Below are 15,587 nucleotides of genomic sequence, written 5' to 3'. Positions count from 1 at the left end.
CTATTGTATCAGAATGGAATTAGAAGCCAAGCTTGAGAAACGAACAATCAAACCCGGTCAAAAGGAAAAAAACCATTTACTCTTAAGAATTAAAACTCCGCCACCACCTACGATCATCAACAGGCAACCTCTGGTAATTGGTCTGGCTATAGACAAAAGCTGGTCAATGAAAGGAGAGAAAATTTCTGCTACACTTGATGCTGCCGAATCTCTCATTAATTGGCTTACCAGGCATGATTATATTTCGATTATTGCCTATTCGGCAGATGTGCAGATGGTGCAACCCCTGATCCAGTTAAAGGATAAATCGGCAGTGATAGACAAGCTACACTCGATCCAGGTGGCAACTTCTACAAACTTGAGTGGTGGCTGGCTCCAGGCACTTCGAGCCATTGAAAGTGCAGATGTTCCAAACTCTTATAAAAGGGTTATCCTGCTTACCGACGGACAGGCTACTATGGGGATAAAAGAGCAATCTCAATTCAATCAAATTGCTGCTGATCATTTTAGTCGAGGGATTTCCACAACAACGATAGGTTTCGGAGAGGATTTTAATGAGCATTCTCTCAGGGAAATTGCTCTTGCAGGTGGTGGAAATTTCTATTATATTCAATCCCCGGAGCAAACCAATGAAATTTTCTTCAAGGAGTTTGGAGATATTGGCGCACTTTACGGACAGGCTTTAGAAATTAAACTTAAAATGGCACCCGGTGTAAAAATGCTCGAATTACTCCATGACATGCCGGTTCAAAAAGTTTCCGATGATACGATTACCATCCAACCGGGAGATATTCGTTCAGATGATGTTCGCAATATTATTCTTGGTCTGGAAGTAAGTGCTAATTCCGAGGTATATGAAACAAGTCTTGTAAGTGCAGAATTAAGTTACTATAATCTCTTCGAAAAAATGAAATTTGATAAAGTTAGTGCCTCTGTTTTTATCCGTGAATCGGAAGAAGAACCTGCACCGGATAAAGATGTTGTTGTGGAAAGACTGGTCGCCACTTCAGCCAGAACGATTATGAGGGCTGCAAGGTTAATACAGGACAACGAATTGACTCATGCCAGAGATAGTTTGCAAGGAATTATTTCCAAGGTGGAGTCAAGTGTTGCCTTATCGCCTGAACTCTTAAAACCCCTTCTGAGTCGTTTGAAGGTAATGGAAAATAAATTAAAGGAAAACACAGGGAATACGAGTAAGCACTTTATAATGGCCGGAAGTGAAATTCAATCCCGCATCGACCTTGTGGATCTGTCAGGCATTGATTTACATGATAGTATTTTCGAATATAAGACAATCGGTGATATTGACCTGTATAAATGTCCTGATATTAAGACAATCGTACAAAATCAGATGAGTGATGGATACCGATTTATGATATTCGATCTTTCCGACACCAGACATATTGATTCTTCCGGTATAGGTACCTTTATTCAAATTGTAGGCTGGTTAAGGAGAAGAGGCGGAGAATTGGTGGTTTGTAATATCGTTGATAGTGTAAGGAAAGTCTTTTCTATAACCAGACTTGAGAATCACATACGCGTAGCATCTTCTGTACAGGAAGGCAGGGATATTATTCAGTCGATCATCGATTCAAGGGATATCTAATTCTATAAAAGGCGACACAAAAACCTGTCGCCTGCAAACCTCAAAAAACCGGGAATTTTCTTTAATCATAAGAGAATTAAAGGTGCTTCGCTTGCTTCCCGGAACGAAAGAGAGCTTACTTTTTTCTGCTCTCTTTTTCAGATCTCAATCTTCAATCATAAAACTAAGGACTTCCTGGCTTAAACGGCGGGAGCGAATTCTCTTTAATTTCATCAATTGCCTTGAATTTAAAAGATCTCTGGCTCTCAGGCCCGAAGAAGGAAGAAGGGTATCGCTAACTATATTAGCAGTGGAAACACCTACGCGGGTATAGTTACTTTTAATATCAGGATTAAAATCCTCGTAAACCATTATGGCCTCCATACAACATTCATTAAGAGTCTTCTGATTAGAAGCGGGGTTTCTATTTCTTTGTTTGTATCCCCGATAATACTATCGTATGAATTAAAAAATAGCTGAATAAAAAAAAATATTGTACAAAAAAAACGTACTATATTATTATATGTTTTTAGTACTAAAAACGGGTTTTTACAATATGAATATTCGGATGATTAATAAAACAGGCAACCGCAGAGGAAGGTTTGTCGCATATGAATACGGGGAAGATCTCTTCGGTTACATCTATCTCGATAAAATCAAAGGGCGTGACCGGGGTCGTGTTGTAGATCGATGGATCTTAAAAGATGTAGTGAGCCTTATCAAAACTCTCGATCTCGAAATCAGTCGTAGAGAAAATGAAAATTATGAATATTCACAGAGCACTTATTTTTTTCCCGGATGATAAAAACCCTGAGACCGGCATTTCAAAGGCGAATCTTTCGCCTTGATGTTTTAATTCAAAAAAAAAGAAAAATCCTCCAAAAGCTTTCTCTCTTTCGCTTACTCTCCTTTGTATCTCTTATTGCTCTTATTCTCAGCCTTTATCTATTAAAAAAATCTTTTTCCTTTTACCTTTTGAGTGCATTTCCCCTGCTTATTTTCATTTTTTTAATTCGCGAATATTCTAAGCTTTCTCTATTTATACAACTATCCTCAGAATTTCGAGAACAATTACAAAGAGAATTTTATCGATCCAATCTGCAATTAGATAAAATCTATACAGGAGAAAGAGACTTTTCAAATTATCCATCTTATTTTACAGATCTGGATATCAGTAAAAAAAATGGTTTGTTCACATTTCTCGATACTACCGGAACTAAAAAAGGAGAAGAATATTTTTTAGAAAACCTTTCCGGCACAGTAGAACGAAATGCTGAGGATATTAACTACAGACAAAAACAAATTCGAGAATTATCTCAAAAGCGGTTTTTTACTTTTAAGTTTCTCAGACTTTTAAATTCAGGACTTTCTGAAAACTTACATAAGAAGCTGGATTTTTCTTCTTTGTTCCGAGAGCAAAAATCGTTCTTTACTAATCGAAAGTTCTTATTTTATAGTTTTCGCCCCCTATTTTTTATCTCTTATATATCTTTATTTTTAACAATACTTCTATCCATACCGGGCTTTTATTCCAGTATCTTTTTTTTACAACTTATCCTGAGTCTGTATTACAAAAAAGAACTGAATAGGCGATTTAAGGCTTATACCGGTATTTCCGGACAGATAGGAAAAATTAAGAAGTTACTTATATACTTAAAATCTAATTCTTCTATTGAACTGAGTCATTCTGCACTTGCCGGAATTGACAGGAAAGGTCTGCGTTTTTCTATAGAAGAATTGGAGTCTATCCTGTCGAAAGTTTCCGTGATAGAAGCACCGGCCCTGCATTTTCTTTTAAATTTTCTATTTGCCTGGGACTTCTGGCAAATAGCCAGACTTGAAAGTTGGAAATCAAAATACTTACAGCAGGCAAGACTGTGGGCAGAAGCCATTCAAAAACTTGATGCACTTATACCCTTTGCCGTTTTGAAAATCATACATTCGGAATATTCTTTTCCTCTAATTGATTCTTCTTTTAAAAATATGGAAGCAAAAAATATGGGGCATCCCTTAATTCCCGCTTCTTCACGAATAAGCAATCCTCTGGATAAACTAAATATAGGAGAACTGGTTTTAATTACGGGTTCTAATATGTCCGGAAAAACAACTTATTTAAGAACGATTGGTGTAAATGTTTTACTGGCTATGTGCGGGGGGCCGGTATTAGCAGATGAATTTCACTTACCTCCTCTTCAAATTCTTACTAGTATAAAAAATGAAGATTCCCTTGAAGACGGAATTTCCTTTTTTTATGCAGAAGTAAAAAGAATTACGAATATAGTAAAAAACTTACAAACCGGGAAATATTCTATTGTTCTTATGGATGAAATATTCAAAGGAACGAATACGAGAGAACGCTTGCTTGCCTCAAGAGCTATATTAAAAGAACTACAAAAATATAACTCCTTTACCTTTGTTACTACACATGATATTGAACTGGCAAAAGAGAACGAAGATAGTTTTACAAATAAACATTTTTCCGAGCAAATCATAGAGAATAAAATGAGTTTTGATTATAAAATAAAACTCGGTGTAGTGAATAGCAGTAATGCTTTAAAAATTCTTGAAATTGAAGGTTTACACTTAGAATATTAGAATGTTTACAATTTAGAGAGTTTCATCTATCGGAATTTCAAAAATAAAACAACTCCCTCCATCCGGATTCGACTCATACCAGATCTTACCGTTTAAATAGTCCAATAGCTTTTGAGTAATATAAAGACCGAGTCCTGTTGAGTTTTCACCGGCAGTAGGTCTAGGTGATAATTTGGTATATTTCTGAAAAAGTAATTTTACTTCATTGGCTTTGATTCCAGGGCCTTCATCTATTACGCGAAATTCAAGCTTTTCTTTTCTGTATTGGCATATTAATTTGATCGAAGAATCTGCATTAGAAAATTTGAATGCATTGGAAATAAGATTTTCTAAAATTTCCGAAAGTAGGTTTTGATCCAGGATAAAAATATCTTTCTCTGATTCAATTTTTATATCAAAATGAATATTTTTTTGAAATGCTTTTTCTTTGAAGGAAGAACGGATTTTTTCAAAAAATTCATTTAAGGAAGTTTCTTCTTTATTTAATTGGACATATCCTTCTTCGAGTGCTCTTAAATCAAGAAAAGAATGGATTATATTATTTATTCTTTCGGTAGCATAAACAATTCGTTTTAAAAACTTTTCCGTTTCTTCTATTTGAAGTTTATTCAAATTATCAAGTAATATAGTACTGGACAAAGATATGGTGGTAAGAGGATTCTTTAAGTCATGGGCAACAATACTTAAAAACTCGCTTTTTTCTTTATTTAATTCAATGAGTCGTCTGGTTCTATCTTGAATTCTTTCTTCGAGACTTTTATTTAGCTCAATCAATTTTTCTTCTGCATTTTTTCTTTCTGTTATCGGATGACGAACTGATAGAAATTGATAAATTTCTCCTTTCTCATTAAAAATGGGGTGAATGACAGTATCTACCCAGAAAGTAGTTCCATTTTTAGATTTATTTTTTATTTCTCCTCTCCAGTAATTTCCACTAAGTATTGTATCCCACATTTCTTTAAAATAAGAATTCGGATGATAACCGGAACAAACTAATCTATGTGTATTACCAATAAGTTCTTCTTTTGAATATCCAGAATTTTCGATAAATGCCTCATTTGCATCAATGATTTTTCCATCGATATCTGTAACAGAAATAAGAGCACTTTTACTCAAAGCATTTTTAAAATTTTGAACATCCTGTAGGCTTTTTAACAATGCAAGCTCTGTTTGTTTTATATCACTAATATCCCAGTTCACTCCAACCATTCTACCGGGATTGTCTTTCTGAGAAAATAACACCCTCGCAAAACTTTTTATATATTTGAAAGGAGCCTGTTTTTTTATTAGCTTATATTCCATTTCAAAATTATGTTTATGTTTTATCGCATCCTCAATCTCGTTAATAAATTTCACCACATCATCCGGATGAATGAGTTTGATAAAAGAATACAAAGAACCCTCAAAACTATCTTCTGAAATTCCCATAAGTTCATACATGCGCTTATCAAAGAAGATGTAATCTTTTTCGATATCCCATTCCCATACAGCCAGTTTGGCTGAGTCGGTGGCTATCTTTAAACGCTGGGAGAGATTGTCATACTCCCTATTTTCTATCTTTCTTTTAGTTATGTTTCGAGCGACAAGAATTAATCCACTTATATTTTGCTTTAAATTTTTAATAGGAGATATTAGAACTTCTATATATAAATCTGCATAGTAAGAGGTCAGGCAGTGCCATTCAGCTGAATACGTTGAATCTTGAAGAACAGACTTTAGAATATCTTTAAGTTCGATTTTTTTTACATTAGAAAAGAAATCCAATAAATTTTTGTTCTGAATATCTGTATGTTTATATCCAAATATATCTTCAGAAGCATCATTATGATAAATGATATTAAAATTTATATCTGATACAAGAATTCCTTCCTGAATACTTTTTAATATATTTGCATGAAATAGCAGGGTTTCAGAGATGTCCTGATTATCCGAGATATTGTCACCTAAACTGTTTTTTACCTTATTCTTGATTTCTTTGAGGGTTAAACCTATAAATGACTTACCTTCTGCTTTTGAAATGAAGAATAGGAGTTTGTAAACATTCATTTTCCCGGCAATAGTAAAACTTCTCTTTATCGTAATTTTTTTTTCGAGACGGAGTAGTTTCCAGATGAGTGCAATTTCATCCCGGGTAATTTGAAAACTTTCTACATTATACTTATCTAATATTACTTCATTTAGAGTATGTGCTTCGGCAGCCCGGTTACTAAAAACAATTTCGTAGTCTTTTTCCGGGTCAAACACAAAGATAGGACCGGGAAAATTTTCCAGCAAAGCAAAAGGTGTCTGCCTATCTTCGGATATTGTCATAGCTTAATTATGATTGATAAAAGATGCCTGAAAACGATTATAATCCAAATAAAATATGAGTCAACATCTTCTATACTTTCATAAGGAAGTAAAATGGAAATAAAAATCATAGAAATTCAATCGAATGAGGGATTGGAACAGGCATTTCAGATCCGCAGAAAAGTGTTTATCGAGGAACAGGGAGTCGAGGAAAAAGAAGAGTTTGATGAGTTCGATCTTTCATCAAAACAGTTTCTAGCCTTTTATGATTCAAAACCTGTCGGTACTGCAAGATTTCGATATATAGGAGAAAAGGTGAAAATGGAACGGTTTGCCGTTTTAAAAGAATTTCGAAACTATAAGATAGGAACACAGCTTATCCGGGAGATGTTAGAAAGAATGACAGAACCGGAAGAAATTTATTTACATGCCCAGGTTTCTGCGATCCCCTTTTATGAAAAAAACGGCTTTTTTCCGGTTGGGGAATTATTTCAGGAAGCAAATATCCTGCACAGAAAAATGATTTATGGTTTCAAAGAGGAAGCTTTTTAACTGCTTTCTTTTTGGCTGCTTTTTTCTTGCTGATTTTGTTGCCACCGGCACTTTCCACTATTTCAGTAATATTCATAAGGTCATAAGGATTTTGCTTCATCCCCAGCACCTTTTCAATGTGATGAAACTCTCCCGTGACATAGAAAAGCATCATGGCTTTTGCGATGGTTCGTTTGATAAGGGGTTCTTTTTCATCATGACTAATGCGGGTGAGTTCGGATTTGTTCATGGTTTTAAGTTCGTCCCAGTACTGTGTAAAGATTTCTTCTGTCATGCTTTTTCCTTTTTCGTTATTTTTACAAACATCGGAAGAAATGTCTCCGGGGTTTATAGAAAAGGGAAAATCTCAAAGCATATCGAGAAGACCGGCCAGTTCATCAGTAATTTTCAACATCCCGCAGGTATTCGGATGGATAAAATCATTATATTCACCTTTTACAAAAAGACTCTCCGGTATTTCATGAAGTAGGGAATTTCCAAACTGATTTTTCAACACCAGTACTGCATGAATAAAGGGATCTATCCTTCCCTGAGGATGGATTATTTCCTCGGCTGAAGAAGAAAAAGGAATTGAGATAAGCTGCACATGGATATTGTTCTTTTTTGCAGTATTGATAATCTTATTCCACATTTCTACTGCACTTTTTCGAGGCTTTAAAAATGCAGTTGCTACTGCTGGGTTTAATTCCTTCTCCTGTGTCGGTATGCAATGTAGCTCTTCCGTCCGGAAATGCCCCCAATTCCAGTAATATCCATTTTTTGGAAGTTGTTCTTGCAAAAAAAGATTCTGAGAATAGTAAATATGCAACTCTCCAAAAAAAGGTGAATTCAAAAGTTCTAAAGTTCTTTTATGATTTGGGTTCAGAGTTTTTGATAAGGGGATTATTTTTAATTCAGAACCAGGGCTTCCATTTAAACGAAGTAAAGGGAACATGTGGCTTATCAGGTAATAAAGACTATCCCCTTTTTCCTTAAAATAAAACTTTCTTAAGTCGGAATCCGTATAGAAACGTATATGAAAGGAATCAAAGTTCTTAGCAAGGCTTCTATGGGTTTTTGTAAAATAATTCTCAGAAGCATGTAATGGTGAAATATTGAAAATCAGGGTTTTGAATACAAATCCCTTTTTCTGAAAGTCTTGCAGTAAGAGATAGATTCCTTCCGGTTGTTCGGAAGGTCTGGGAAAATAGAGAATTTTTTTTTGTGTTTTTTTTTCTAATAAGAGGGGATGGAGTCCGGATAATATCTGGCTATCTCCTAATATTAAAACATCATATTTATTCTGTTTTATTTCTCTTTTATTCAGTATTGACCAGAGAAAAGAACTCAGTTCAGCATAGGATAAAAGATAATGAAAACTGAGTTTACTTAGAAGTAAAATACTTACAAATACAAGAAAAAGCGGAAATACCCTGGACAAATTTTATGTTAAAGTAATTCCGCACATTGGACAAAAACGAGCTTTATCAGGAAGGACTGAGTAATTACAGGAAGGGCAATGTGTTTTTTGTTTTTTTACAATACCATTTTCCTTCAACTCGGAATCAATTTGTTTAAGTTCTACAATAATATCTTTTGAGAGCTCTAAAAACTCTTCCTCACTTAGCTTAGAAGTATCTCTTTCAATTTTTAAATCCCCCAAATTTTCCAACAAGAGAAAACGTTTTTCGTCTAAAACACGGAACCTGGAAAGTTCAAGTGCTTTAAGAACTGAAGCATTGGAAAGAATATGGTTCTTGTAAAAGAACCAAAAAGGAACGATAAGAATGCCGAGCAGGCAAAAAGAATAAAAGAAAAATAAAATATCCATATTATATTTCATCCAGGTATTTTTGTATATCTTCTTTAGTAGACTGAGTTTTTTCAGAATTTATGGTCAGTGAATTGTTTTTACGCTTTTTCATATATCTAAATATAACTCCAAGACCAACTAACATCCCGGCAACAAGGCTCAAATTTATCCAGGTAGGATCGGGTTCAGCCAGCATCTTCGGCCCAAAACCCTTAACAATTTCCGCAACCAGATAGCCATTACCTTCCTGAATCATACTTTTTACATAAGGATCCTGTAAGATGCCTTCTCCGTATCCGTTGATAATTTTATCAACTATAAGCTTCGCACTATCTCTTTTTCGGATTCTATCTTCTATAAAATCTTTTAAGATAGCAGAAGAACGGCAATTACTGAAAGAACAGCTTTTTATAGGTAAGGAAGGAAGACAAATACAACGAATTTTTTCTGTAACTTCATAAAACGTTTTTTTATCTTCTTCTGAACTTAAGTTTGTATGCGTCGATTGCGCATACAAACTTATATTACTTAAAATAAAAAGAAAGAAAAAAAAGAGGGTATTAAGCTTTCCCACTTCTTGTTTCCTGTTTTACTGAAGTCTGCCCTAAAGAGGCTAATTTTTCTCCACCTATTTTTCCGAGGTATTCGGGAAGTTCAATTCCGGCCTGTCTGGCAAGTTCCTGCAAAGGGGGTAAAGCTGTAACTATGCTTTTCACGAAATTTGCTGTGCTGCTTCCTTCGGTACCACCGGAATCCCATACGGTTATTTTATCGATTTTTAGTTTTGAAATGGCTTCTACCTGTTTTTCTACCATAAATTCCATTTTTTCTATCATCAGAAGACTTGTAGCAATTTGGCTTTCACCACCTACTGCCTGAATAATTTCTTTATAACCTTCTGCTTTAGAACGTAAGAGAGACTTTAAGCCTTCCGCTTCTGCCTGAAAACGAGCCAGGGTTGCATCCGCATCCCCTTTTGCAATCCGTCTGGCTTTTTCGGCCTGTGCTTCTGCTTCGATTTCCAGTCTTTTCTTATCAACTTCTTGCAGGGCAAGTTGTTCTTTTTCGAGTCTGGCTATTTCTGCCTGCTTTTCTGCCATAAGAATATCTTTATCAGCATTAGCCCTTGCTACATCTCCCCTCTTCCTGGCCTCAGCGGATTTTTCAGCAAGCTCGGCATTGGAATCAGCAATCCTCGCTTTAGAGATGTTTTCTCCTTCAACTGCCGCCGCATCTTTTTCGGCTATAGACACCCTCTTCTTCTGTTCTGCAGCTTTTTCACCTTCTATTGCCTGGTATTCAAGCTCGGAAATAGAAACCCGCTTCATAGCCTCTGCTTCTTTTTTTCCCTTTTCAGCTTCTGCCTGTTGTTTCGCCACATTAATTTCCTGATTTTTCAGGGCTTCTGCCTTTTTAGAAACTCCTAATGATTCTAATTCAGCAATTTTTACAATCTGATCGATTTCTGCATCTTTTTGACCCTTAAGAGATTCGGATGTTTCCCTGGCTACTTCCACATCGAGTTCGCGCCTCGCTTTTGCCTGTCCGGTTTCTCCAATTTTTTCCTGCATAGCCACTTCTATCTTGGCTTTATTTACTGCTTCCGCAGCAGCTTTCTTTCCTATGGCTTCGATATAACCCGATTCATCGGTAATATCTTTAATGTTTACGTTAATAAGAGTAAGGCCGAGTTTATCTAATTCCGAAGCAACGTTTTTGTTGATCTGGGAAAGAAAAGTTTCTCTGTCCTGATTAATCTCTTCTATATCAAGAGTTGCTATTACAAGCCTTAATTGTCCGAGAATAATATCTTCCGCTTGAGTACGGATTTGGGTTTCGTTCAAACCCAGAAGCCTTTCTGCCGCATTATTCATGAGGTCCGGATCGGTGGATATTCCAATAGTGAATGTACTGGGTGTATTAATTCGAATATTTTGCTTAGAAAGTGCACCGGTTAGATTAATATCAATCGTTATCGGCTCAAGACTCAGATAATGATAATCCTGAATCAGAGGATAAACAAATTTTCCTCCTCCGTGGATGCAAATTGAACTTTTATCTTTACCAACCTTACCATAGATTACCAGAATTCGGTTAGAAGGACATCTTTTATATCTCTTAATTGTGAAGACAACAGCTGACGCAATTATCAAAGCCGGAATAAGAACAATAGCCATAATAGCCAACGGTCCCATAGAACCCCCTTATATTTGTATTATAAACAAGGATTTATTTTTCGAATAAAGATACAATTTTTTTTTATTTTCCGATCGGGCATATCTACAAGAATTCCCCATCATTTTTTTAATTCGATGTGAAATACAATTCCAGCAGTACCGGTAAAATATTCATAAAATTATCCTAAAAAGCCATTTGAAAGGAACTGTATTTTACCTTTATAGATAGAATGAATACAGGTCTCAGTGAAGAACAACAGGTAGTCGTAAAATACGAGGGTAATTTTCAACAGGTGATAGCCGGGGCGGGTTCCGGTAAAACCCATACAATGATTAGCCTTCTCGAATATATTCTCCAGAAAGGAGAAGAGAAACAGGAAGAAATCCTGGTCATTACTTTTTCAAGAAAAGCTGTCCAGGAAATTACCGAAAGGTTGGAAAAAAAGGTCGGCAAAAATGCAGTGAATATAAAAACCTTTCACGCTTACTGTCTTTCTGTTTTAAAACGCTATCACCCGGTTTATAAAAAAGGTCTGAGTATTATTGAGGAATCCGAAAAAGAAGAGCTGATTCGAGCTTTTTTAAAAAAAGAAAGATTCAAAATCGGAGGTATTCCTTATGAATTCTTCCTTTCCGGTACGAGTTTTACACAAACACATTTTCCTGACTTAGCCATGCAAATTGAAACCCTTTATTCCTCGTATAAAGAGGCAGAAAAAAAGCTGGATTTTGATGATTTGATTCAGGTATATTTGAATGCCCTGAAAGAAAATATGGATTGGGCTCTACAGGCGAAAAAGGAAGTTAAGCGGGTTATTGTAGATGAGTTTCAGGATACAGATCTTGTACAACTCGAATGGTTAAAACTTCTACAACCCGAAAAGCTTACCGTTGTAGGAGATGACTGGCAGGCAATCTATGGATTTCGGGGAGCAAGTACTATTCCTTTTTTAGAATTTCCGAATCTCTTTCAACCCTGTGAGGTAAACTTTTTAAGAACCAACTATCGCTCTTTGCCCGAAGTCGTGAAAACCTCTGCGATTCCCATACACAAGAATAAAGGGAATATTCCTAAGGAAGCCATACCAAAAAGAAAAGGTAAGTCCTTTGTTTATAAATTAAAATTAGACAAAGAAGATTTTTTAGGATTGGTTTCTTCTTTACAAAACTCAAAAGAAGATTATAAAATCCTCTGCCGTTCTAATTACCGAATCCGTGAGTACCAAAAAGCAGGGATTGCAGAAGATAAGTTAATGACCATACACGGCTCCAAGGGTCTTGAGTTTACAACGGTCTATCTGGATCTTCTTTCCGGCTGGAACCTGAAACCGGATTGTGAAAAAGAGACCCTCGAAGAAGAAAGGAGGATTCTTTATGTAGGACTCAGCCGGGCAAAGGATAACCTGTTTATCTTAGGAAATCGTAAGAAAGATAAGAAACGTATAGAAGATCTTTTTTTCTCCTATTTTCGTTTTCGAGTATCTTCGATAAGTAAAGAGAAATGGGAGAAGATGATTTAGAATTTTTATTTTTCAAATTTTAATCCAAATAGCTTTTTAAAAAATTTCTCCACCCCGTACAATATCATGCAGGTTAATGACTCTTCAGGGAAGGATTTTGTTTAGAAAGGCAATGTCCCACCAAAAACACTTGTACAACCAAACATTGGTAACATATTCTCCCAAACAGAAGAATATGATTTTGGATTGTAGTCTTTACATGGCGTAATGTAAATACTATTGATGCAGCCTTCAAGATTACTTTTATCGATATACCGAAAACGAGATTTACAAGTTCTTGGTATACCTGTATCATTAATATCACATTCATCGTCTGAGGAAAATGGATAGAAATAAAATCTTCCTTTGCAAAGAACATTTTTAACCAGGATTGCATCTTTTATAACTTGTATCGCCTCTTTTCTACTTACTTTGCTCGAATAATAAGAATCCCTTGCTTCCCAAAAAGAATTAGCAAAACCACAGGAGACTATTGTTATAATAAATAAATAAATTAAACCTCTTTCTAACAGAATGTTTCTCCTTTTTAATTTTCATTTTCTGAATTTTCACAAATCACATAATGAGATGATGTTTTATAATCCTTATCAGAGTTTATTTTTCCATTACCATCAATACTGTATTTGTAAGCGTATTCTGAACTACTGCTGTCTAAATCCCAAAAATAAACAGTATCTCCTTTAGGCAATTCAGAGAAGTATTCTTTGAATTTTTCCTCTGGGAGATAATTTATAAATTTAGATTCATAAGAAGAATATTGATAGACATCTTTTATTTTCCAGCTTCTACCATATAGTGTTTCATTATAACAAGATAGGGCAGCGGGACTTGAAAAAGGATCTGCATTACCGGAATTTGATTCGCACGAATTATCGTTTGTATTGCAAAAAGCAAATTGTCTTGCTCCGTAAAAATTAGAAGAATCTCCTGTTCCTTTGCAATCGTTTTGTTCAGAACGATAAACTTGACCTTGAACACATTTTTTATAATATGTTTGACTTTCTGAATTTAGCACTCCCGAATGATAATTTTCTTCACATGCATTTTTTGAATAAATGATTTTTCTTGAAGTATAGAGAATCATACCATTTTTTAAATCTGTAAATTCCCTTTCGTATTCTGTTTTCGTCTGACTACGAAGATCCGAAGATCCATAGCAAAGTATAATAAACAATGCACCTATATCAGGATCGTAATTAGGACTTGAACAATTATGTGAGAATAAAAAAATAATTAATAAGAGTATTTGTTTCATTCATTCTCCATACAAAGCAAATATTTTTCTTTAGTCTTTTTCCCCTTTTCCAAACCAAATATATAGGATACATAATAAGCTTTGCTTGAATCAAAACTGTATGCGTTACTTGTCCAGTAATGTCCATTTTTTGGAAATTCTGTATAAAAGCTTAGAAATTCAGATTCATTAATTATATCCAAAATATAAGTTGAAGAGATTACTTTCCAGCTCTTTTTATTGAATGTATCATTATTACAACTAAGATATATTTCGCTATTACTCGTAGAAGTAAGGTTGAATATTTCCGTATCATTACAAGAATTATCATCAGTATTGCAAAAGCTTAAAAGACTGGCGCCATAGTTATTTGAACTATCCCCATTACCTTGACAATCATTTTGCTCTGTTCGGAAGGCTTGACCCTGTAAACATTTTTTGATAATTACTAATTTGTAGGATGTATAATTATAAACAGAAATTGTTCCATCACCATTGTCAAAAAAAGTATCATCCGGAGGCGTAATAAGAGGTGGAAGCGTATTATGAACAAAAAGGCCAGTTATTAATTTTTCCTGTCTATATTTAGTATAGCTTGAATTACTACAATGTAGATTTATCATGCAAAGTATAATAAGAGAGAATATTTTATTAATTAACATCAAATTTACTGGAAAAGCCTTTATCCATCATGGATAATTTAGCCTGAATCGTATGCATTGCAGCATAGTGAGGAGATTTTCAGCAAAGTTTTCTTTCCTAAATTGGATGATAGGACTCAGGTCAGGTGTCATCGTTTATACATTAAAATGAATAACAATAATCACTAATTCCTAAGCTCTAATCCCAAATAGCTTTTTTAAAAAATTTTTCCAAATAGGTTTCCGGGAGTTCTACAATACGGGAAATGAATTTTAGCTCAGCACCTTCCTTCTGTAAATTGATAGCGGTCCTGAGTTTACCTTTATGCTCTGCTCGTTTTTCACGAATACTTACAAGGCGCTGTGATTTCTCTATCTCTTCCTGGGCTATAAGGCGTTCCTGTTCTATACCTTTTTGAAATCCCTCCTGAATACTTTTCTCCCGGATTCCGAATTCTTCTGCGAGTTCCCAGACTCTTTCTTCTATGGCAGTCATATCCTTTCCCATCTCCTTTAGTATAGACTCTACTTCTTCTCTGTAAAGCAAAAAACTATCTTTCAAGTTCTCTCCGAAGCCCTTTTCTATGGCTTCCCGGATTATCTCTTCTCTCTGCTTCTTCGCTGTGAATATTTGCAAAAACTCCAGTTCTCGATCCGTCTTTTTGTCCAGTTCTGAAATAACGATACAGTGTATCTTTATAATCCCCGGAATTTCCATGACATAAAGTCCCTTTCTCGTCTCTAAGAAATGATATATCTCTAAAAATCGTTCCGGCTTTTTCGTTGTTATAAGAGTGAAGCTTATATCTCCCTTCTCTTTTTTCCGTAAGACAAAAGCCGAGATATAATACAAAGTTTTATATATATCCTGTAATTTTACACCCTGACTTTCTGACTTGAACTCAATGATATTGAATTCTTTAAAATAGTTCATTAAGTCGAGGTTTTTTCCTATAGGTTTATCACTCTCAATCACAAGGATATCGAGTTTTCTCGGAAGCCTGTGCAATTCAAATTCCGTTTCTACCTTTGCGAACTTTGAGAAAAAAGCTATGGCTCTTTTCTTAAATACTTCATCAAAGGTTTTTTGGAGTTTTCGTTTGTTCATGTGACCCTCTACTATAAAGGGTTTGAAAAATGCAGTTTGGACTATTCTTCCGCAAAAAAAATTAAAAAACCTGACCTTTTTTTCTCCTATT

Annotated in this window: 15 protein-coding genes; 5 read left to right on the top strand and 10 right to left on the bottom strand. The window is 35.1% G+C overall.

Annotated features, from left to right (window positions below):
- The first annotated feature begins 13 nt into the window (after positions 1–13).
- Positions 14–1,609, top strand: coding sequence for an anti-sigma factor antagonist (locus H7A25_04245; GenBank protein ID MCP5499087.1), 1,596 nt, complete (start codon positions 14–16; stop codon positions 1,607–1,609).
- A gap of 144 nt (positions 1,610–1,753) precedes the next feature.
- Here H7A25_04245 and H7A25_04240 read toward each other — a convergent pair whose 3' ends face one another.
- The gene (locus H7A25_04240; GenBank protein ID MCP5499086.1) at positions 1,754–1,960 is read right to left on the bottom strand and encodes a hypothetical protein; all 207 of its coding nucleotides are present in this window, start codon (positions 1,958–1,960) and stop codon (positions 1,754–1,756) included.
- A gap of 184 nt (positions 1,961–2,144) precedes the next feature.
- Between H7A25_04240 and H7A25_04235 the strand changes: the two genes are divergently transcribed.
- Both H7A25_04235 and H7A25_04230 read left to right on the top strand, forming a co-directional pair.
- Entirely contained in the window at positions 2,145–2,390 is a 246-nt protein-coding gene (locus tag H7A25_04235; protein MCP5499085.1) for a hypothetical protein, read from the top strand.
- Entirely contained in the window at positions 2,387–4,183 is a 1,797-nt protein-coding gene (locus H7A25_04230) for a DNA mismatch repair protein (GenBank protein ID MCP5499084.1), read from the top strand. Before H7A25_04235 ends, H7A25_04230 begins: the two co-directional genes overlap by 4 nt.
- A gap of 12 nt (positions 4,184–4,195) precedes the next feature.
- On the opposite strand, the gene H7A25_04225 is transcribed toward H7A25_04230, so the two are convergent.
- Complete coding sequence (locus tag H7A25_04225) at positions 4,196–6,493, bottom strand: PAS domain S-box protein (GenBank protein MCP5499083.1); 2,298 nt, start codon at positions 6,491–6,493, stop codon at positions 4,196–4,198.
- 93 nt (positions 6,494–6,586) lie between these two features.
- Here H7A25_04225 and H7A25_04220 point away from each other — a divergent pair, with 93 nt between their 5' ends.
- Positions 6,587–7,024, top strand: coding sequence for a GNAT family N-acetyltransferase (locus H7A25_04220; GenBank protein ID MCP5499082.1), 438 nt, complete (start codon positions 6,587–6,589; stop codon positions 7,022–7,024).
- Here the strand turns inward: H7A25_04220 and H7A25_04215 are convergent.
- The 5 genes from H7A25_04215 to H7A25_04195 all read right to left on the bottom strand — a co-directional run bounded on the left by H7A25_04215 (position 7,005) and on the right by H7A25_04195 (position 11,011).
- Entirely contained in the window at positions 7,005–7,298 is a 294-nt protein-coding gene (locus H7A25_04215; protein ID MCP5499081.1) for a hypothetical protein, read from the bottom strand. The genes H7A25_04220 and H7A25_04215 overlap by 20 nt on opposite strands.
- Before the next feature lie 72 nt (positions 7,299–7,370).
- A complete protein-coding gene (locus H7A25_04210) occupies positions 7,371–8,444 on the bottom strand; it encodes a hypothetical protein (GenBank protein ID MCP5499080.1) in 1,074 nt (357 codons plus the stop codon).
- A gap of 3 nt (positions 8,445–8,447) precedes the next feature.
- Positions 8,448–8,834, bottom strand: coding sequence for a zinc ribbon domain-containing protein (locus tag H7A25_04205; GenBank protein MCP5499079.1), 387 nt, complete (start codon positions 8,832–8,834; stop codon positions 8,448–8,450).
- 1 nt (position 8,835) lies between these two features.
- On the bottom strand, positions 8,836–9,390 hold the full coding sequence (locus tag H7A25_04200) for a cytochrome c-type biogenesis protein CcmH (protein MCP5499078.1): 555 nt from the start codon (positions 9,388–9,390) through the stop codon (positions 8,836–8,838).
- Positions 9,377–11,011 carry a flotillin family protein gene (locus H7A25_04195; GenBank protein ID MCP5499077.1) on the bottom strand — a complete coding sequence of 545 codons (1,635 nt, stop codon included), beginning with the start codon at positions 11,009–11,011 and terminating at the stop codon, positions 9,377–9,379. The genes H7A25_04200 and H7A25_04195 overlap by 14 nt, the downstream gene beginning before the upstream one ends.
- Positions 11,012–11,223: 212 nt before the next feature.
- On the opposite strand from H7A25_04195, the gene H7A25_04190 reads away from it, so the two are divergent.
- The gene (locus tag H7A25_04190) at positions 11,224–12,513 is read left to right on the top strand and encodes a UvrD-helicase domain-containing protein (protein ID MCP5499076.1); all 1,290 of its coding nucleotides are present in this window, start codon (positions 11,224–11,226) and stop codon (positions 12,511–12,513) included.
- Between the two features lie 526 nt (positions 12,514–13,039).
- Here H7A25_04190 and H7A25_04185 read toward each other — a convergent pair.
- The 3 genes from H7A25_04185 to H7A25_04175 form a co-directional block, all read right to left on the bottom strand.
- Positions 13,040–13,768 (bottom strand): hypothetical protein, encoded by a 729-nt coding sequence (locus tag H7A25_04185; protein ID MCP5499075.1) that lies wholly within the window; start codon positions 13,766–13,768, stop codon positions 13,040–13,042.
- Positions 13,765–14,370, bottom strand: coding sequence for a hypothetical protein (locus H7A25_04180; GenBank protein MCP5499074.1), 606 nt, complete (start codon positions 14,368–14,370; stop codon positions 13,765–13,767). Before H7A25_04180 ends, H7A25_04185 begins: the two co-directional genes overlap by 4 nt.
- Positions 14,371–14,587: 217 nt before the next feature.
- A complete protein-coding gene (locus tag H7A25_04175) occupies positions 14,588–15,496 on the bottom strand; it encodes a hypothetical protein (GenBank protein MCP5499073.1) in 909 nt (302 codons plus the stop codon).
- Positions 15,497–15,587: the final 91 nt, after the last annotated feature.

This window comes from Leptospiraceae bacterium, assembly GCA_024233835.1.
In the GTDB taxonomy this organism is placed as follows: Bacteria; Spirochaetota; Leptospiria; order Leptospirales; family Leptospiraceae; genus JACKPC01.
Note: the sequence above shows the minus strand (reverse complement) of the source record. Positions and strands in the feature narration are given on the sequence as shown.

What these genes read in the sequence shown, in the direction of transcription:
- H7A25_04245 (MCP5499087.1), top strand. Translation starts at nt 14, where the DNA reads ATGGAATTAGAAGCCAAGCTTGAGAAACGAACAATCAAACCCGGTCAA.
- H7A25_04240 (MCP5499086.1), bottom strand. Translation starts at nt 1,960, where the DNA reads ATGGTTTACGAGGATTTTAATCCTGATATTAAAAGTAACTATACCCGC.
- H7A25_04235 (MCP5499085.1), top strand. Translation starts at nt 2,145, where the DNA reads ATGAATATTCGGATGATTAATAAAACAGGCAACCGCAGAGGAAGGTTT.
- H7A25_04230 (MCP5499084.1), top strand. Translation starts at nt 2,387, where the DNA reads ATGATAAAAACCCTGAGACCGGCATTTCAAAGGCGAATCTTTCGCCTT.
- H7A25_04225 (MCP5499083.1), bottom strand. Translation starts at nt 6,493, where the DNA reads ATGACAATATCCGAAGATAGGCAGACACCTTTTGCTTTGCTGGAAAAT.
- H7A25_04220 (MCP5499082.1), top strand. Translation starts at nt 6,587, where the DNA reads ATGGAAATAAAAATCATAGAAATTCAATCGAATGAGGGATTGGAACAG.
- H7A25_04215 (MCP5499081.1), bottom strand. Translation starts at nt 7,298, where the DNA reads ATGACAGAAGAAATCTTTACACAGTACTGGGACGAACTTAAAACCATG.
- H7A25_04205 (MCP5499079.1), bottom strand. Translation starts at nt 8,834, where the DNA reads ATGGATATTTTATTTTTCTTTTATTCTTTTTGCCTGCTCGGCATTCTT.
- H7A25_04195 (MCP5499077.1), bottom strand. Translation starts at nt 11,011, where the DNA reads ATGGGACCGTTGGCTATTATGGCTATTGTTCTTATTCCGGCTTTGATA.
- H7A25_04190 (MCP5499076.1), top strand. Translation starts at nt 11,224, where the DNA reads ATGAATACAGGTCTCAGTGAAGAACAACAGGTAGTCGTAAAATACGAG.
- H7A25_04185 (MCP5499075.1), bottom strand. Translation starts at nt 13,768, where the DNA reads ATGAAACAAATACTCTTATTAATTATTTTTTTATTCTCACATAATTGT.
- H7A25_04180 (MCP5499074.1), bottom strand. Translation starts at nt 14,370, where the DNA reads ATGATAAATCTACATTGTAGTAATTCAAGCTATACTAAATATAGACAG.
- H7A25_04175 (MCP5499073.1), bottom strand. Translation starts at nt 15,496, where the DNA reads ATGAACAAACGAAAACTCCAAAAAACCTTTGATGAAGTATTTAAGAAA.